Origin of the sequence: Moraxella tetraodonis (assembly GCF_022359095.1) — a bacterium.
Classification (GTDB): domain Bacteria; phylum Pseudomonadota; class Gammaproteobacteria; order Pseudomonadales; family Moraxellaceae; genus Faucicola; species Faucicola tetraodonis.
This window is the reverse complement of record NZ_JACSYB010000004.1, coordinates 1-19,039: the sequence shown is the minus strand read 5'-3', so window position 1 is coordinate 19,039 and position 19,039 is coordinate 1. Positions and strand designations below refer to the sequence as shown.

Sequence of the window (19,039 nt, the reverse complement as noted above, 5' to 3'; positions counted from 1 at the left end):
ATGAAAACGATTTTAATCATTGAAGATGAGCCCCATATTGCCCGTTTTATTAAAAAAGTATTAGAAGACGAAGCATGGGTCGTTTATACCGCAGAAACTGGGCAACGAGGCCTTATCGAAGCGGCAACACGTCGCCCTGATTTAATTATTCTTGATTTAGGCTTGCCAGACAGTGATGGACTTGAGATTATCAATGATATCCGTACTTGGTCAAAACTGCCCATTATCGTCTTATCCGCACGTAGTAATGAGCAAGATAAGATACAAGCGCTTAATTACGGAGCGGATGATTATCTAACAAAGCCCTTTAGTATGGGGGAGTTGTTAGCGCGGGTGAATGCGTTGCTGCGTCGTTACCAGAATAACCAAGACAATGATGCTATCGTTCAAATGGGTGATATTTGTATTGATACTAGTCAACGTGAGGTGAGTAAAAATGGTGAGGTTGTGCATTTAACGCCCATTGAATATCGCTTACTCTCAGTACTGATTCGCAATTCTCAGCGTGTGCTCACCCATGAGCAAATCCTTGATGAAGTGTGGGGTAAAGGGCACCAAGACCAAGGGCATTATGTGCGAATTTTTATGTCAAATTTGCGACAAAAGCTTGAAGACAATCCTTCACGACCTAAGCATTTCTTAACAGAGGTTGGCGTTGGCTATCGGCTTAAAATGTAAATTTAACAATTGAGATTGCAAGAATTTTTGTGTAAGCCTTAGCATATTGCGTGATAAGGATCAGCATAGAATTCGGGTCAAATATAATATTGAATACATTTGTTTGATATTTAATTGACGGGATTACTACGTAAGTTTATAAGGAGGTTAGCACAGAAAACCGAAAAATAATACTTTAAGGGATTTTTTGCAACATTTTTAATTAAATCTCATCTGAACTGTCCTGGTTTTATTGGAGACAGGTTTACTTGAGTCAGGCAGCATGACCTGACAGATTTAATGAACAATAGTAGATATTTTCCGCATAAATAGGTGACACATATCCATTGGTAGAATGCAATCGTTCATGATTGTACCAGTGTACCCAATCAAGGGTCGCTAGAGCAACATCATTTACACCATCCCATTCTTGTTTTAAGTAATCGATCACCTCCGCTTTATACAGCCCATTGACGCTTTCAGCTAGGGCATTGTCGTAAGAATCACCTGTCGTGCCGACTGAGGCAGCAAGTCCAGACTGTTTAAGCCGTTCACCGTATTTAATCGATAGATACTGACTACCCTTATCGGAATGATGAATCACCCCTTTAGGACGGTCTCTGACATCTAGCGCCTGATTTAGAGCATCTAGCACTAGCTGAGTGTCCATATGATTAGATACTTTCCAACCCACGATAACTCGTTTGAACACATCGATGACAAAGGCGGTATAAACCCAGCCTGTTTTGGTCTTGATGTAAGTAAAGTCAGCCACCCACAGCTTGTTTGGGGCATCAGCAGTAAAGTTGCGTTTGACCAAATCAGCAGGCTTGTCTTGATCCTCTCTCGGCTTAGTGGTAATTTTGCCTTTACCCCGCCATACGCCTTGTATGCCAAGCTGTTTCATCAGGCGTTCAACCGTGCAGCGACCTAATTTGGGCATACCATCTTGCTTAAGCTTATGCCAGACTTTACGAATGCCGTATCGACAGCCACTGTCTTGCCAAATCTGTTTGATTTGCGCCATGAGGTGTTTGTCGCTTTGTTTGCGTCGACTTTGCTTGTCTGGATTTGCTTGCCCATCTTTGATGCGATAGTAGGTGGATGGGGCAATTGGCAGTATTCTACAAATCGGCTCGACCCCATACTTTTTCCTTTCATCATCGATGAATTTGACCATCACTTGTGTGGGCGGCCGAGCTCCGCCTGGGCGAAAAAAGCGGCTGCCTTGCGAATGATTTCGTTCGCTTGTTTGAGTTCTCGGTTTTCTCGCTCAAGTTCAGCGATACGAGCAGCTTGGCTTTGAGTAGTAACGGTCACAGGATTTTGCCTAGCTAGGTGCTTTTGATGCCATGAACGTAGGGTTTCAGGTGTGCAGCCAAATTTAGGGGCAATGGCTTGGATGGCCGCCCACAGTGAGGGATAATCTTTTTGTGATTCGATGAGTAACTCTACAGCTCGAGTCTTGACTTCAGTTGAGTATTGTTTGCTTTTCATAAGGGCATTGTCTCAGAGTTTTAGGTCTCCGACAATCCCGGGACGGTTCAATCTGTCTAAAAAACGAACACTTTTTAGAATATTGATAATTGTTTACTTTATCATAAAATTACAATATGTATGTTGTTTGACGACTTATTAAAAAGCTATTCCAATAAGCACCCATGAATTAGTACTTAGGAATTTCTAATATGAAAAAACCGCTGACATATAATTAGCGGTTCTATTCTTCAACAAAAACAAGAGATATTATTGATAACTCACACTATAAACACTATTGCTTACCCTTTTGGCAATAAATAACATAATTGAGTCTTACTTGTTACTCTCTTTAATCTGACTAAGTGATGCCTCATCAAGTTTAACATCATCTTTAGTGATTGGCGTTGTTTCAATCACTTGTTCTGGTACGAATCGTACTTGCAGTTTAGCTTGTGGGCGACTTGGAAAGCGAGCCTTAGATAATGCAATAATTTTTTGTTCCATTGATTGGATATCGCTATATTTCGGTGGCGTTAAACCTTGTAATAATACGCGAATAAGATAAGGTTTAGACGTATCAGTAGGCGATTTTTTAGGGGTTTTATCTGCCACATCATAGCTAATACTCACCACATAATTTGGCTGATTTGCAATAGATTGTTTAACAATTTTATTGACGGCTGCTTCATAACTTTGTTGTTTAAGTTTTTGCTGAAAATTCAGGGTTAAATAAATACTAATCCCGATTAACAGTACCAAGGATACGGCATTGCGACGTATAAATAGCAAGCTTTGCTGCCATTTAGAATCCTTAACTTTTTCATCTTCTGCCGCATCGGTATCAAGCCTTCGAAACCCTGCAACCCAGAGCACAAGTGCATTGGTAAACTGAATCGCTAAGATATTGGTTAGCGTCAAAATCAATGCCCCTAATGCCAAATCGTATTTACCATTTGCTAACAATATGCCGCTAGCGGTCAGCGGTGGCACCAAAGCGGTCGCCACTGCTACCCCAACTACTGCCACCGATAGATTGCGAGAAATCATGGCATACGCGCCGGCAGTTCCGCCTGCGAGTGCTACCATCACATCCATAGTATTGGGGGCGGTACGGGCGATGATTTCTTGGCTTTGTGACTGTTCTGGGTAAAGCAAGCCTAATATCATACCAATCGCATAAATCAGCACACCGCCTGAAAATAACGTCAGTAAGGATTTTTTGAGCAAAGCAAATCGGGCATCGATAATACCTAAGGCAATACCGCTGATAGGTCCAATCAGCATCGCAACCAGCATTGCACCAATCACAACCGCAGGGGAGTTGGCCAATAAACCAAAACCAGCAATGATTGCCGCCAGTCCATTTAACAAATAAAATGCCCGTGTGGGTAATGCCCCCGATTCGATATTGATACGCACTTGACGATAATCAATGGTTTGTTCGCTATTTTTTTTAGCAAGATACTGTTTAAAGGCTTCGTACTGAGCTTCTTGCTGTTCTTCTAACTGCTTTTGTACAGTTTGATGAATATTCTTGTCGATCATCTCAAAGGTTAACGTTTTATTTGGTTCATTTGAGGCGTCAATATTATGAGTTTGATGCTTAGCATTTAAATGAGGTTCTGTGGTCGATTTCCTGTCAGTTTTATCGCTATCTTCCTCTTCATTGGCATTACTACTAAGCTGCTCATTTACCGCTTGGGCAACAGCTTCGATAGTTTTCTCATCAAATCCTTGATCGGTTAAATTTTCAATATCCTCTTGCGTCAGTGCAAGGGCGTCGGTCACTTCTACTGATGCCTTGTCGGGGACAACTGAGGTTTTATACAAGCTAAAAGATTGATCAACTAGTTTAGGATTATCTTTTATTTTGGTAAACGTTAATGTGCTTAAATCCATCATAATAATTTTACTTGATTAAAGGACAAGGTTAGTTTTTTATATCTGAACTATTTTCTATTTTTACCAATAATGGATGGTTGGTATCCAATGTAGTAATCGGAAAAGGAATGGATATATTCGCTTCTTCCAATGCCTCCTTAACCAAAATAATAACTTCATTGATAGAAGCTACTCGATTAGTCTGTGTACCATCATCGATAAACCAACGCACCCTTAAAACCACGCTGCTATCTGCTAACGCTGTAGCAATTACAGACGGTTCTGCCAGTTTCGATACCGTTGGCGCTGCCTTTAACACACTTAAAATCACTTGTTGAGCATCAATGATGTTGTTTTCATACCCGATGCCTACATCGAATTCTAGACGGCGTTGTGAATAGGCAGTATTGACGGTCATGGTGCTGGTATAAAGTTGAGAATTAGGAATTACGACTTTTCTGCCGTCATAGGTGCGGATTGTGGTTGCACGTATTTGAATATCTTCGACCGTGCCTTCAAAATTGCCCGAAATAATTTGGTCGCCAATACGAAATGGCTCTGATAATAATAACAATATGCCTGATAATAGATTTTGGAAGATGTCTTTAAAAGCAAAACCAATCGCAACCGACCCTATCCCTAATGCACCAATGAGTTTACCCGGTGTGAAGCTTGGTACAGCGATAATCATGGCGACCATAAAGCCTAAAAATAAAATAAGTGCACTACCCACCCGCCTAAAGACTGTAACTAAATTTTGATGGTGTTTACGACTCCCTAGTATTCTAGTGACCGCTTTTTTAAAAAAAATCGACAACACCCAAAATATTACAAACACAAGTGAAGCGACTATCAAATATGGAATGCGGCTTATCATCTGCTGTAATAGATGATTCGCTGATGTCATAATGGTTTGGTATTCATTCACTTTGTCGCCTAGCATATCCGCTTGGCTCACCATACTGACATAGGTAGGCAAATAATCAATAAAAAATAGGATTAATTCAAACATATTGATACCTTTATAGCACCTTTAGCTGACTGGCTGTCACACTTTTTGCCACTCGGCCAATCGTTAGACCTTGAATTAAAATGGAAAATACCACAATCGCATAAGTCAACGTTAATAACAAATCCCGCTCGGCACCGGCAGGTAATTGTAATACTAATGCCACTGAAATACCGCCTCGCAGTCCACCCCAAGTCAATACTTTCCAAGCACCTTTGGGCAAACCTAAATATTTTTGTAGATTAAACGTTACACCGCCAACAACCATCAAACGAGCGAGTAAACCAATAGCTACCGCTAATATCGCCGCTATTAGCAAATTGCTATTCAAACTCACCATCACAATTTCAAGACCAATCAATACAAACAAAATGGCATTTAAAATCTCATCAACGAGTTCCCAAAACAAATCCACATAGTGACGAGTATTATCGCTCATGGCATAGCTTCGCCCTTGATTGCCGACCATTAAACCCACGACAACCATCGCAAGTGGTGCTGATAAATGCCAGTGACTGGCCAACGCATAACCGCCTAATACCCCAGCCAAGGTTAATAACACCTCTTCTTGATACGAATCAATGCTTTTTAACAAATAATACAGCACGGCACCTAGTAACAAGCCAAATGAAATACCGCCGCCTGCTTCAATTAACAATAAATGCCCAATATGCCCTGCTGTTGGTATCTCGCCGCTTGTCAGTACGCCAAGTAGCAACATAAAAATCACCACCCCAACCCCATCATTAAATAATGACTCGCCCGAAATTACGGTGTTAAGGCTTTTAGGGGCATTAGCATTGGCTAAAATCCCCATAACAGCAATCGGGTCGGTTGGTGAAATGAGCGCCCCAAACAATAAACACCAGATAAAACCAAGGTTAAATCCTAGCCATTGTAAGGCGACATACGTCAATCCTGCGACAATAAAAGTTGATACCACCGTACCTACCACAGCAAGCAAGGCTATAGGCAGCTTATAGCGTCGTAAATCTTGCAAGTTGATATGCAATGCACCAGCAAATAACAACATGGAGAGCATCCCATCCATGAGTATTTCAGTGAAATCAAGCTGACCGACCAGCATTTTTTCATAATCAATCAGTGTATCAAACCCTAAGGCATTGAGAACAATCGCAATAAGTGACAGCAGCAGCGAGATGACCATCACACCGATGGTAGTCGGTAGACCGATAAAGCGATGATTGATATAAGCAAGTAAGGCAGTCAAGGTCAAGAAAATAGCAGCAATGTCAAAAGCATTCATGCGTCTGATCTCAAAATAAAATTTGTATCAGTGTAGCGAAAACTAATGCATAATTCAGCTAAAATCGCAATAAGGGTGTTGATGTGAATTACTTAGGGTTCAATCTTAGACAAGCATCGGCTCTTTGTCTTTAACCTGGGGTCAGCACAGAAAACGGAGAAATAGGGATTTAACGACTTTTGTCGAGTATTTTTAAGTATCCTTTAATTGTCTAAAAAACCAGCGTTTTTTAGACAAATATAAACTACCTTAAGAAACTCGTCTAAATTCCTTAGTATGCTATTTTACACGAATTAAGTACTGAACCCGCTTAAGATAAAAATATATCGAATTTATTGTCGACAAATTTGAATCAAGCCTCATTGCTTACCCCTTGCCATATTCCATTTTCTAAAAAATCATATTTTGGATCAAAGTATCTTACATTCTTGTAACTCTCCCCTAAAATAAAACAGCTCAGAGGTAGAATTTCTTATAAACTAAAGATAAGGAGTTTTAGCATGAGCAAACGAATGACAGAAAGCCAGATTGTAGCGATATTAAAAGAAGCCGATGCGGGTGTACCCGTCAAAGAACTATGTCGTCAGCATGGCATAGCGAGCTCGACGTTTTACAAGTGAAAAGCCAAATACGGTGGCATGGAAGCATCCGATGTCAAACGATTAAAAGAACTCGAAGAAGAAAACCGCAGACTCAGCCAAATGTATGCTGAACTCAGCTTAAAATCTCAACTGCAGGCAGAAATCATAAAAAAGCTGTAGTGCCTGTAGCCGCGCGAAAAGGCTGGGCGCAACAACTACAGGCACAGCATAATATTAGTATCGTGGTTAGCTGTCAGATTGTCTGTATCAGCCGTACTGCTTACTACTATGAACGTAAACTTATCGATGACGAGGCTATCGTTGATAAGCTTACCGAGCTCACCGAAAGGCATACCCGCTGGGGATTTCCAAAGTGTTATAAGTGGCTACGTAAACTTGGGTATGTTTGGCGGGTCTATACAGCGATGAAACTTAATCTGCGTCGCAAGGCCAAACGGCGACTGCCTACACGTGCTCCTGAGCCACTGACAGTACCAAATAGCTTAGGCCATACTTGGTCAATGGATTTCATGAGTGACAAGCTGCATAACAATAGCCGCTTTCGCACCTTTAACGTAATTGATGACTATAACCGTGAACTATTAGGCATTGATATTGGTACCAGCATCCCGTCACTACGAGTGATTCGCTATTTAGATCAGTTAGCCCAGTGCCATGGCTATCCTAACAAGATTCGTGTTGATAATGGCAGTGAGTTTACCTCAAGTATCTTCACGGATTGGGCGGCGGCTAACAACATCTTGATTGAGTATATCAAGCCTGGCTGCCCATACCAAAATGCGTATATTGAACGATTTAATCGTAGCTACCGAAATGAGGTTTTAGATTGTTATCTGTTCAATAATTTAAATGAGGTTAGACAATTAACGGATGAATGGATCGAGGTTTATAACCACGAACGACCGCATGATTCATTGAATGATATGACGCCTGCTGAGTTTAAACAGGTGGCTTAATGTTTCTACTTTGATGTTGTTTTAAGTTTGGGGTATTTACACTTACGTATTCCGATAATTAAATATAGCATTTTTCAATAGGATATAATAGTAAAAGGCATGGTATTTGCAATCCCATATTTATGGATTAATTATTAAAAATTGATTCATTTTCAAATATATAAATTGCAGCGAGAATGCCTATGCCATCAATTAATAGTCCAGTTTACCAAGATGTCAGTGCTTTTGATGATATCGGATACACGTTTTATAGACATGGTGCAAAGGATGATAAATTTCGAGCTAAAATAGGGAAAGTGTATCTTGTTGGTGCAGGTACAGGTGACCCAGAATTACTCACAATTAAAGCATATAAAGCTATCTTAAAAGCAGATGTTATTTGTTACGACAATTTGGTTAGTGATGAGATTTTGGCGATTAACCCAACAGCAGAGAAAATTTACGTTGGAAAAAAATGTGCAAAGCACAGTATGCCACAACAAGATATTAATGGCTTGTTAGTAACGCTTGCTAAGCAAGGTAAAATCGTCATTCGGCTAAAATCAGGCGATCCGTTTATCTTTGGTCGTGGTGGTGAAGAAATGCAGACCGTAGTGAGCGCCGGCATTGCATGTGAGTCAATTGCAGGCATTACCACAGCATTAGCGGTTGCCAATAGCGTTAATATCCCATTGACCCACCGCGACTATGCCCAATCCGTTAAGTTTGTGACAGGGTTTTTAAAGACGGATACGCCGAATGAGCAATATGCTGAGTTGTTAGCGGATAATCAAACGGTGATTTTTTATATGGGGTTAAATACCTTGCCATCGCTGACACAAGGCTTGTTGCAAGCAGGTAAATCAGCCGATACTCCATTTGCCATTATTTCCAATGTCAGCCGTGACAACGAGCAAGTTTTAATTGGAGAACTCGGTACCATTCAAGATTTGCAAGCAAAGGCTCAGTTGCTGTCGCCGGCAGTAATGATAATGGGCGATGTAGTACCCTTATATCATGAGTTAAATGGTAATAAACAGACCTATCAGGACCTGTTGGCGTAAATTCTAGGTTCAGAATTGTAGGGAGTGGTATCGATTACGCCCTTTTTTATCGAAATTTACAAATTAAAAAGGCATTAAATTTAATGCTTTTTTTTATTTTAAGAAATGATAGCTTAGTTTATTGGGCGCATATAATACGTCTCTATCTTTGGCAAAGATTAAATCATCACCACGCCATGATTGACCTTAACTGGATACGATCTTAACGAAACTCGCTCATCATCAATACATTTACCTGTTGCCAAGTCAAAACGTTGTTTATACATAGGTGACGCGACATAACGCACTTTTTGCCCATCGATGTCGCAACTACCAAGTAGTCCCCTAGAAATGACGTTAGCCTTGCTAAATGGGTCAAAGTTATGCATGGCATATATTTCGTCATGATGGGTCCGAAAGATGGCAACTTGTTCGCCGTTGACTAGCGCACAAACGCCAGTTTCAGGGATGATATCGTCTAGTTTACAGATTTCATTCATGATTTGATTCCGTATTTTTTACCCGATGAGATGCCCATGGGACATCCCAGTTTGGTGAATGTTATTAACGTTAGGCAGGTGATGCAGTCTGGTCTGAGAATTCGGTTGCGTCTTGGCCAATCACTGACTTCTCATCGGCAGTTGCAGGGCGAATTTGGCTCCGCTCTTCGACAAACACTACGTTGTCATCGACTTTGTCACTGTTGATAAAGTGCTTAAAGCGTTTTAAACGTTCTGGGTCAGAAAGGGTGGTTTTCCATTCGCATTGGTACGCGTCAATGTCCGCTTGCATTTGGGCTTCGAGCTCTTCGGCAATACCCAGGCTATCATTGATGACCACCTGTTGAATGTACTCAAGCCCGCCTTCCATTTTTTCACGCCAGACTGACGTGCGTTGTAAGCGGTCGCCAGTTTTGATATAAAACATTAAGAAACGATCGATATATTTAATTAACGTTGCTTTGTCTAAATCACTGGCAAACAGCTCAGCGTGACGAGGCCGCATACCGCCATTGCCACAGACATATAGATTCCAGCCATTTTCAGTGGCAATAATACCAACGTCTTTGCCTTGGGCTTCGGCGCATTCACGGGTACACCCCGATACCCCAAATTTGATTTTATGCGGTGAGCGTAAGCCTTTGTAGCGGTTTTCCAGTTTAATTGCTAGTCCCACACTATCATCAACCCCATAGCGACACCATGTGCTACCGACGCAAGATTTGACGGTACGCAAAGACTTGCCATAGGCATGCCCTGTTTCAAAACCTGCATTTATTAAACGTTCCCAAATATCGGGCAATTGGTCACTACGAGCACCAAATAAATCCACACGTTGCCCACCAGTGATTTTGGTGTAAAGTCCAAAATCCCGAGCCACTTCGCCCAGTACGATGAGTTTTTCGGCGGTAATTTCACCCCCTGCAATCCTTGGTACGACAGAGTAAGTACCATCTTTTTGGATATTCCCCAAGAAAGCATCATTGGTATCTTGCAGCGCAACCAGTGGTTTATCAAGAATATAGTCATTCCAGCAAGACGCCAAAATCGAGCCAATCGTTGGTTTACAGATTTCACAGCCATCGCCGTGTCCGTGTCTTTCAATCATCTCTTCAAAGGTGTGGATATTGCTGACGCGCACCAAGTGATACAACTCTTGGCGAGAGTAAGCGAAATGCCCGCAGATGTGATTTTTGACTTCAATACCACGTTTTTTGAGTTCTGACACTAAGGTATCTTTGACGATTTGGGCACAACCGCCACAGCCTGTGCTGGCCTTAGTGCAGATCTTGATGTCTTCATAAGTCATGGCCCCATTGTCCACGGCTGCGCAGATTTGACCTTTGCTGACGTTATAACATGAGCATAGGGTAGCGGTATCGGGCAGATTTTCAACGCCCATAACGGGTTTTTCGACATTTGGTAAAATCAAGCTTTCTGGGTGTAACGGTAAATCAATACCGTTTAAAAACAACTGCAGCAGATTGCTATAATCTTCCGTATCACCGACCAGTACCGCACCCAGCAAGCGTTTGCCATCGTCCGAGGTAACTAACTTTTTATACACGCCTGTTTTTGGGTTTTGGTAGACAAAGCTTAAACTGTCTTTGATTTTGCCATGGGCATCGCCAATACTGCCGACATCGACGCCCATGAGTTTAAGTTTGGTACTCATGTCCGCACCGTCAAATAGACTGTCATGCTCACCTGCTATTTGTGAGGCACATACGCTTGCCATGGTGTAGCCTGGAGCAACCAGCCCATAAATTTTGTTATCCCATAATGCACATTCTCCAATCGCATAAATATCTGGCTCGCTTGTTTGACATGTGTCATCAATGACGATACCGCCACGTTCGCCAAGTTTTAGCCCAGAATCTCGTGCCATAGTATCTTCAGGGCGAATCCCAGCACTAAATAGAATCAAATCGGTATCAAGCAAGCTACCATCAGCAAATTGCATGGTTAAAAAACTGGCGTCATCGTCATGGTTATCGATGATTTGCTGAGTATTTTTACCGGTTAGTACCGTAACGCCCAAGTCTTCGATTTTTTTCTTCAGTAGCTCACCACCTGCCGCATCTAGCTGTACGCCCATAAGTTGGGGGGCGAACTCGACTACATACGTGGTTAAACCCAGTGTTACCAAGGCTTTGGCGGCTTCTAATCCCAATAAGCCACCGCCAACCACTACACCACGTTGGACACGTGGATTGTCCGCAGTTGCTAAAATCGCATCTAAGTCTTCAATGGTGCGATAGACATGACAGTGCGCATGTTGATTGCCTTTAACAGGTGGGACAAAAGGATAAGAACCAGTGGCGAGTACCAATTTGTCAAACTCAAGCGCATTACCCTTGATTGTTGTGACGATTTTACTTTGCGCATCAATGTGGTTAACCGCTTCGCCTAAATGCAAGGTAATCCCAGCTTGCTTATAGTGCGCCAAATCCACCAAGTTTAATTGACTGGCATCTCTATGTTCAAAATAACTGGATAAATAGACACGGTCATAGGCCGGGCGTTTTTCTGCACTAAATACATGAATCTGATAAATTTGGTGCAAGTTTTTTTCAATCGCTTTTTCGATAAAGTGGTGCCCGACCATGCCATTACCGATGACGATAAGATTTTTCATGCTTTGTCCTTGATTTAACGCTGGTTTATTCTTCATAAAGCCATCATGATATTAAATGGCTATAGATTAAAATTTTGGAAATAGTGAATTAGAAGTTAGTTGCTTTCGATTTAGCAGTCCCTTAAAAGTAATCTTGCGAAATGCTTCTAAGGGATTTATTAGGGGTAATTACATTCTTAAAAATGGTGATAAAAACTATGCAATGCGTTTGGTTAAGCTTTTATTCACTGTAGTATTATCCATGGCAACTAAACTACGTTTTGCACCTGTTTTATAGTGAGTTGCATAGAGGGTTAAGCCAGTAAACGTGATACCACCAACCAAGTTTCCAAGTGCTGTTGGGATTTCATTCCAAACTAAGTAATCCATGATAGAGAAGTTACCGCCCATAATTAAACCAAAGGGGAATAAAAACATATTTACCACTGAATGCTCAAACCCCATAAAGAAGAACAACATAATAGGCATCCACATGGCAATAACTTTACCAGAAACACTACTTGATACCATGGCACCAACTACGCCCATTGAGACCATCCAGTTACATAAGACCCCACGTAGGAAAATAGTAAACCAACCTGAGATACCATATTTAGCATAGCCAAGAGTTCGAGCTTCACCAATATGAGCAATCTTGTCACCTACAGGTCCAGCAGGTGTATTGAAGCCATAGGTAAAAACAAAAGCCATAATTACTGCGACTGTGAGTGCCCCTGCAAAGTTGCCCAAGAATACCCATCCCCAATTTCGAAGGATTTTATTGACCGTGACGCCTGAACGTTTATCAAGTAGGGCTAGAGGAGTTAACATAAATACGCCCGTTAAGAGATCGAAACCCATTAAATACAACATGCAGAAACCCACTGGAAATAATAATGCTCCTAATAAAGGTACCCCTGTTTGTGTGGCTACTGTGACGGCAAATACTGCTGCCAATGCTAAAATAGCACCAGCCATGTAAGATCGAATCAATGTATCGCGTAAAGACATGGTTAGTTTTGATTCACCCGAATCAACCATTTTAGTGACAAACTCTTTTGGGGATAGATAAGACATACCAAAACTCCAACATAACTGAGAAAAATAGAATTCACTAAACTCACTTTGCAATCATTAATTAATAATTACAAAACAGTGGATGCAACTGGTGTGCCAAATTAAAATGTATAGCTAGAATATTTATTAAATAATTGATTAAAATATTGAATTACAAGTAAATATATTTTTTTAATGTTTTCATAAAATTTATATGAAAGGATTAATTTAAAGATTAATATTTAGAATTATTACTTGATTTTTTAAAACATAATCAATCCAATCTTGTGCATCCTTATCTTTTTGGTGCAACTTATCAATGATGTTTCATCAAATTTTCAATAATTTCCCCATAACTTTTCTGTAGTTTAGAATTACGGTATTTAGAACGTAAACTCATTTGGCATGGCTTTTGCTTAACTAAATTTGAAGACTTTTTCTTCATAAATCGCTTATACATTTAAATGACATAAATTGCTTTACCTAATTTACCAGGAGACTATGATGATTAAAAATCGCCTAGAAGTAACAGAAAAAATTATTGCCACCAAAGTTTCTAAAGGTCTGACCTGGGAAAAAGTTGCTAAAGAAGTGGGACTTAGCAAAGAATGGGTTACTGCCGCTTGCCTAGGTCAAATGACTTTAAATGATGAACAAGCAAATAAAGTAGGTGGCTTATTTAATTTAAATGAAAATGAGATAAAGTGGTTAAAGGTTGTGCCTTATAAAGGTAGCTTGCCAACAGCGGTGCCTTCTGATCCATTGATTTACCGCTTATATGAAGTAGTTAGTGTGTATGGCTTAACCATAAAAGAGTTAATTCATGAAGAATTTGGCGATGGGATTATGAGTGCGATTGATTTTTCGATGGACATTCAACGTGAAAACAATCCTGCAGGAGACCGCGTCAATATCCTGTTATCAGGAAAGTTTTTACCTTATAAAACTTTTTAATTGATTAAAGACCTTTGCACAAACCAGCGACCTTCTATCGACACCAATTTCAAACTCAACTAAAAACTGGAATTGGTGTTAAAAGATAGAAAACGCCACCGAATTGGCATAAAAATCTCCTAAATTACAGTTAATTAACGTCTATTGGCTAACATTACGTAAGCCCCCGACCATACCCCTATCATCCCATTTTCCAGACATGAGGTAGCAGCTCATCAATATGGCTATCTTTATGTGTCGGCAGACGTCTCAGCAGCACATCTGCCAAATACGCATACGGGTCAAGACCATTCAATCTTGCAGATTGAATGAGCGACATAACAATCGCCGCCCGCTGACCACTCTCAAGCGACCCTGCAAACAACCAGTTCTTACGCCCGAGTGCCCAAGGACGCATCTGATTTTCTGCCCAATTATTGTCAATCGGCAAATTGCCATCATCCAAATAGCGAATTAACGCTGTCCAACGTTTTAGGCAATACTCAATCGCTTTGGTAATAGCAGCATTATTTTTAGGGGTCAGCACAGAATGCAGAGAAAATAGTACGTTAAGGAAATTAGTCAAGTATTTTTAAAATTGATAATTGTTAAGTTGTCTACAAAACGTCGGTTTTTTGGACACTTCCATTTAGGCGAAAAAACAGAGGCAAATCGCCTCTATTTTTGTAAATTAACTTGTCTATTAAATAGCGTCTAACAAACCCACTCATCTAGCTTTAAAACAAAAACTTGGGTCAGATGATATCAATTAATGAACGATACCGTGCTAAATCAGTCAATAGAGCCTTTTTCAGAATCTGTGTAACTGCCCTTAGGATTAAAGAAAAGGTTCAACTTTGTCACCGAATTCAATCGTAAACCGATTCAAAGCAGAACTCCAGCCACGGATTGGCATTGTCCATTTTTTAGACGCATTGAGCATTGCTAAATACACCACTTTTTTCGCTGAATCATCGGATGGGAATACCTTACGCTTATTCACCGCAAAGCGTAGCACACTGTTTAACGACTCAATGGCATTGGTGGTATAAATGGCTTTGCGGATGTCCTTTGGGTAATTAAAAAACACGGATAATCCTGACCAATTGGCTTGCCATGACTTAGCTATCTGCGGATATTTGTCTGACCACGTTTTATCAAACTGCTCAAGATTAGCAACAGCTAACGCTTCAATATCGGCACCATAGATCAGCTTTAAATCATGGGCAATCGCTTTACGGTCTTTATAAGGCACAAACTTCATTGAATATCGCAGCATGTGCACGACACATAACTGGACTTGGGTATCAGGGTAAACCGTATTAATTGCTTCGGTAAAGCCTTTTAAGCCTGAGAAGCACTGCTTCGCAACGCAGGCAATAAGAATGTCTTTGACGCCCCGATTGTGTAGTTGGCTCATGACAGTTAGCCAGAAATTTGCACCTGAACGAGGATTAGCGAAGCACTGCTTCGCCCGAGTGCAAAGCGAGAGCTATGCTCGAGTGGGTTTTCCGATAGCCACATGCCTAGCAAGTCTTTTTTACCTTGTAGGTTGACGCCCAATGCTAGGTAAAAGGCTTTGTTGATAATACGGTTATCCTAGCGTATTTTAACGACAATACAATCAAGCTAGACAATGGGATAAACAGGATCCAGCGGTCGATTCTGCCAGGCTACAACGTCGGCTAGTACGGTATCAATGACTCGTGATATGACGCTGTCGGAGACTTCAACGCCGTAAATATCACGGATGGTGTCCGATATCTGTGCGGTTGATTGCCCTTTGGCATAGAAGTACAGAATTTGCTCGTCAATGCCTGTAACGCGGGTTTGATGCTTCTTGACGAGCTGTGGTTCAAAACTGCTGTCCCTATCTCGTGGGGTGTCAATTTGGATGTCACCGAGTTCTGTGCTAACGGTTTTACGCATTTTATCGTTGCGTTTGTTGGGTTGTTCCGATTTATGATGTTTGTCGTAGCCGAGATGCTCACTCATTTCGCATTTCGGCTTCTAAGCTGTTATTGATGAATTGCTGTAACATGAGTTTGTGCATGGCTCTGAAGTCGTCCATGCTTTTTAGTTGGCTAAGCATTTGCGTGGCTAGTTGGTTTAGTTCTTGGTCTTGCATTGCTTATTCTCTTGTTAGGGGGATTATAAGCAGTTACACATTTTCGGGGAAAGGCTCATGAATTTAGGACCTTCATCTTTAGAACCCCTGGCTTTAATAGTATTCGAACCTTGGCTGCACGATTGAGTTACTACTGTGCAGCTTCAGGAGGCTTAATGTCGTGCCTACCATTGCAACTCACTTTAGGAGGCAAAAGCACCACACAAAGCTATCGCCAACCTGTGTATTACGTGGATCTAACTTTACGGGAGTGTATTGGCCTGAATGATATCATTACTCAGGCCAAGCAAATTGATGAACAGAGCAGGAAGGCTATATTTTTTTGATTTCTACAATATCACTTGATTCAATGAGCGATTGGATATTACCAAATAAACTTTGAATATAATCAGACGCTATATGGATATCTAAATCCTCTCTGCTACGCCATTCTTCTAAGAAGAAATATCTACTCGAGTCATTTTCGCTAATATAAAGCTCATATTTCAAGCATCCTTCTTCGTGAAGCGTAGGCTCTATTACACTTTTTAAAAGCGCTTCTAACGTCTCTTTTTGATCTGACTTTGCCTTAAAGTTCGCAATTACTGAAATAGTCATTATTTCACCATTAATTTGTTTAGAAGTTTTCTAGTACAATTTTGCCTTTTGACTTGCCTGATTCAAGCAACTTATGCGCCTTCTCCAAGTTTGCAGCGTTAATTTTGCCTAGATTTTGGTTAAGCGTACTTCTAATTTTTTGCTGGTCAACTAATTGGGCAACCTGTTGCAACAGTTCACCTTGCTTTTCAATATCATCGGTTTCATACATTGAACGGGTGAACATCAACTCCCAATGGATAGAAATAGATTTAGTCTTAAACGGCATAATATCAAATGTTTGTGGATCATCGATCAATCCAAGCTTACCTTGGGGTGCAATCAGAGAAACTATTTGCTTGATATAGGTGTCTGTATGATTGGTAGAAAAGACGTATTTTGGTTTTTCAATGCCTAGTGTCTCGATTTGTGCATTTAAATCTTTGCTATGATCAATGACATGGTCGGCACCCAGTGATTCCACCCAAGATTTCGTTTCTTCACGTGAAGCTGTTGCTATAACGGTCAGATTTGTTTTTGCTTTTAGGAGTTGGATAGCGATTGATCCTACACCGCCTGCACCACCAATAATTAAAATACTGCCAACGTCTGTTTCTGAAATTTGAAACCGATCAAAAAGCATTTCCCATGCCGTTATTGCAGTTAATGGCAATGCTGCTGCTTCTGCATTAGATACTGTAATGGGTTTAAGACTGATAATTCGTTCATCGACTGCTTGAAACTCAGCATTACTACCATCTCGGGTTAAATCGCCAGCATACCAAACAGAATCTCCTACTTTAAACGAGGTAACTTTTGAGCCAACTTCGATAATTTCCCCAACGGCATCCCAACCTAAAATACGATTATTTGCTTCAGACGAATTTTTTCTCACTTTGGTATCAACTGGATTCACAGAGATTGCCTGAACTTTTACCAGTACATCACGCTCCTTAAGCGTAGGCTTCGCTTTTTCAATATCTACCAATGAATTTTTAAAATCATCATGGTTATTTATAACATACGATACGGCTTTCATAGATTTGTCCTCAACTTTAAAAAAATATAGTAAAAATGGGAGCGAAGTGCTCCCATTTTATGTTTTTCAATAATTAAAACTCTTGGCTCGTTGGGCGCAAAACAATTTCATTAATATCTACATCCGCAGGCTGTTCAATTGCATAAGCAATTGCTCGAGCGACTGAGTCAGCTGGTATGGCTTGTCTGTAGAAATCAGTAACAAACTCTGAACTTTCTTTATGAGAAGAACCGAATTTTAGTTCTGACTCAACTGCACCAGGCTCAATAGTCGTCGTTCTAATTGTTCCCCCAACTTCATGACGAAGTCCTTCAGAGATGGCTCTTACAGCAAACTTAGTACCGCTATAAACAGTACCGCCTGGACTAAATACTTTTATCCCTGCAACAGATGCGAGATTAATAAAGTGTCCAAAGTTTTGTTTTTGGAAAACAGGTAGGGTAGCGGCTATACCATAAAGAACACCTTTAATATTAATGTCGATCATACGATCCCATTCATCAACTTTTAGCTCACTTAATGGTGCAATAGACATTAATCCAGCATTGTTTACCAATACATCGATTTGACCAAATGCGCTTAATGCCTTTTCAATAAGTGCTTGTACTTCCTGTGGTTTGGTTATATCCATACCAATAAATTCAGCTTGACCACCTTCAGCACGAATGTCGTGAACAATAGCCTCTAATTTTTCAGTACGTCTAGCACCAATTACAACCTTTGCACCTTTTTTAGCAAGTAAGCGAGCAGTAGCTTCACCTAAACCACTACTTGCACCAGTGATAACAACAACTTTATTTTCTATATTATTCATACAAGTAACCTTCAACCTATTTGTCAATCATATTTGATGGGTTAATTATTACAGCCTTGTTAGGTATAATAAATGAATAATATTATCTTTCAGAATTCCCATTTACGGAATAATTACCATAACACAGGATTGGACATGCAGAACAAATTGGAAATGATACGTATCTTTTGTGTCGCAGCAGAGTCTCGAAATTTTAAAGAGGCAGCAACTCAGCTGGGTATTTCCCCACAGGTAGTGACACGGGCAATAAAAGAGCTAGAAGAGCAGCGCGGAGAGATTCTGTTCTACAGGAGTACTCGACAAATTAAAATTACCGCTGATGGTGAGCGTCTGGCAAAGCAAGCACGTTTTGCGGTGGGATCGATCGATGCTTTGCTTGTAAAAGACACCAAGGAAAAACGAGATGAAATGCGTGGGACTGTGCGTCTTACTGTGTCGTCTGTGTTAGGGCGTAAATTGGTAGTACCTACACTAGCAGAATTTGCCACACGTTATCCAGATAT

13 protein-coding genes, 5 pseudogenes and 1 other annotated feature are annotated in these 19,039 nt (G+C 40.6%); of the genes and pseudogenes, 6 read left to right on the top strand and 12 right to left on the bottom strand.

The window, feature by feature from the left end; genetic code table 11:
* Nucleotides 1–678 (top strand): response regulator, encoded by a 678-nt coding sequence (locus H9W84_RS11495; protein ID WP_060995274.1) that lies wholly within the window; start codon nucleotides 1–3, stop codon nucleotides 676–678.
* A 253-nt stretch (nucleotides 679–931) separates the two neighbouring features.
* Here the strand turns inward: H9W84_RS11495 and H9W84_RS11490 are convergent.
* The 4 genes and pseudogenes from H9W84_RS11490 to H9W84_RS11475 form a co-directional block, all read right to left on the bottom strand.
* A protein-coding gene (locus H9W84_RS11490; protein WP_156652133.1) for an IS3 family transposase occupies nucleotides 932–2,154 on the bottom strand; the annotation gives its coding sequence in 2 pieces (ribosomal slippage) (nucleotides 932–1,878 and nucleotides 1,878–2,154; 1,224 coding nt in all).
* Nucleotides 1,763–1,879: a sequence feature (AL1L pseudoknot), on the bottom strand. (Overlaps the previous gene by 117 nt.)
* 315 nt (nucleotides 2,155–2,469) lie before the next feature.
* Nucleotides 2,470–3,918: pseudogene (locus H9W84_RS11485) on the bottom strand (DUF389 domain-containing protein); the annotation flags it as partial.
* A gap of 148 nt (nucleotides 3,919–4,066) precedes the next feature.
* On the bottom strand, nucleotides 4,067–5,029 hold the full coding sequence (locus H9W84_RS11480; protein ID WP_095356893.1) for a mechanosensitive ion channel family protein: 963 nt from the start codon (nucleotides 5,027–5,029) through the stop codon (nucleotides 4,067–4,069).
* 10 nt (nucleotides 5,030–5,039) lie between these two features.
* Complete coding sequence (locus tag H9W84_RS11475; RefSeq protein ID WP_065263969.1) at nucleotides 5,040–6,293, bottom strand: cation:proton antiporter; 1,254 nt, start codon at nucleotides 6,291–6,293, stop codon at nucleotides 5,040–5,042.
* 500 nt (nucleotides 6,294–6,793) lie between these two features.
* On the opposite strand from H9W84_RS11475, the pseudogene H9W84_RS11470 reads away from it, so the two are divergent.
* Nucleotides 6,794–7,851 (top strand): annotated as a pseudogene (locus H9W84_RS11470) (IS3 family transposase).
* A gap of 182 nt (nucleotides 7,852–8,033) precedes the next feature.
* Entirely contained in the window at nucleotides 8,034–8,894 is an 861-nt protein-coding gene (cobA, locus tag H9W84_RS11465) for a uroporphyrinogen-III C-methyltransferase (RefSeq protein WP_239743919.1), read from the top strand.
* Between the two features lie 158 nt (nucleotides 8,895–9,052).
* Here cobA and nirD read toward each other — a convergent pair whose 3' ends face one another.
* From nirD to H9W84_RS11450, 3 genes are all read right to left on the bottom strand, one after another.
* Nucleotides 9,053–9,373, bottom strand: coding sequence for a nitrite reductase small subunit NirD (nirD, locus tag H9W84_RS11460; protein WP_239743918.1), 321 nt, complete (start codon nucleotides 9,371–9,373; stop codon nucleotides 9,053–9,055).
* Between the two features lie 70 nt (nucleotides 9,374–9,443).
* Complete coding sequence (gene nirB, locus H9W84_RS11455) at nucleotides 9,444–12,011, bottom strand: nitrite reductase large subunit NirB (protein ID WP_239743916.1); 2,568 nt, start codon at nucleotides 12,009–12,011, stop codon at nucleotides 9,444–9,446.
* Nucleotides 12,012–12,206: 195 nt separating this feature from the next.
* On the bottom strand, nucleotides 12,207–13,067 hold the full coding sequence (locus tag H9W84_RS11450) for a formate/nitrite transporter family protein (RefSeq protein ID WP_076777066.1): 861 nt from the start codon (nucleotides 13,065–13,067) through the stop codon (nucleotides 12,207–12,209).
* Nucleotides 13,068–13,550: 483 nt separating this feature from the next.
* Between H9W84_RS11450 and cynS the strand changes: the two genes are divergently transcribed.
* Complete coding sequence (cynS, locus tag H9W84_RS11445; protein ID WP_065253174.1) at nucleotides 13,551–14,000, top strand: cyanase; 450 nt, start codon at nucleotides 13,551–13,553, stop codon at nucleotides 13,998–14,000.
* A gap of 181 nt (nucleotides 14,001–14,181) precedes the next feature.
* On the opposite strand, the pseudogene H9W84_RS11440 reads toward cynS, so the two are convergent.
* A pseudogene (locus H9W84_RS11440) lies at nucleotides 14,182–14,505 on the bottom strand (IS66 family transposase); the annotation flags it as partial.
* Nucleotides 14,506–14,817: 312 nt separating this feature from the next.
* Nucleotides 14,818–16,107, bottom strand: a pseudogene (locus H9W84_RS11435) (IS256 family transposase).
* A 50-nt stretch (nucleotides 16,108–16,157) separates the two neighbouring features.
* On the opposite strand from H9W84_RS11435, the pseudogene H9W84_RS11430 reads away from it, so the two are divergent.
* Nucleotides 16,158–16,430, top strand: a pseudogene (locus tag H9W84_RS11430) (recombination directionality factor); the annotation flags it as partial.
* On the opposite strand, the gene H9W84_RS11425 reads toward H9W84_RS11430, so the two are convergent.
* From H9W84_RS11425 to H9W84_RS11415, 3 genes are all read right to left on the bottom strand, one after another.
* Nucleotides 16,420–16,704: a putative quinol monooxygenase gene (locus H9W84_RS11425; RefSeq protein ID WP_004281848.1), complete on the bottom strand. Its 285-nt coding sequence runs from the start codon at nucleotides 16,702–16,704 to the stop codon at nucleotides 16,420–16,422. The pseudogene H9W84_RS11430 and the gene H9W84_RS11425 overlap by 11 nt on opposite strands.
* 19 nt (nucleotides 16,705–16,723) lie before the next feature.
* A complete protein-coding gene (locus tag H9W84_RS11420; protein WP_239743913.1) occupies nucleotides 16,724–17,722 on the bottom strand; it encodes a zinc-binding alcohol dehydrogenase family protein in 999 nt (332 codons plus the stop codon).
* Nucleotides 17,723–17,795: 73 nt separating this feature from the next.
* Complete coding sequence (locus H9W84_RS11415) at nucleotides 17,796–18,536, bottom strand: SDR family oxidoreductase (protein ID WP_239743911.1); 741 nt, start codon at nucleotides 18,534–18,536, stop codon at nucleotides 17,796–17,798.
* A gap of 135 nt (nucleotides 18,537–18,671) precedes the next feature.
* On the opposite strand from H9W84_RS11415, the gene H9W84_RS11410 reads away from it, so the two are divergent.
* On the top strand, nucleotides 18,672–19,039 hold a 368-nt coding region (locus tag H9W84_RS11410), incomplete at its 3' end, for a LysR family transcriptional regulator (protein ID WP_239743954.1).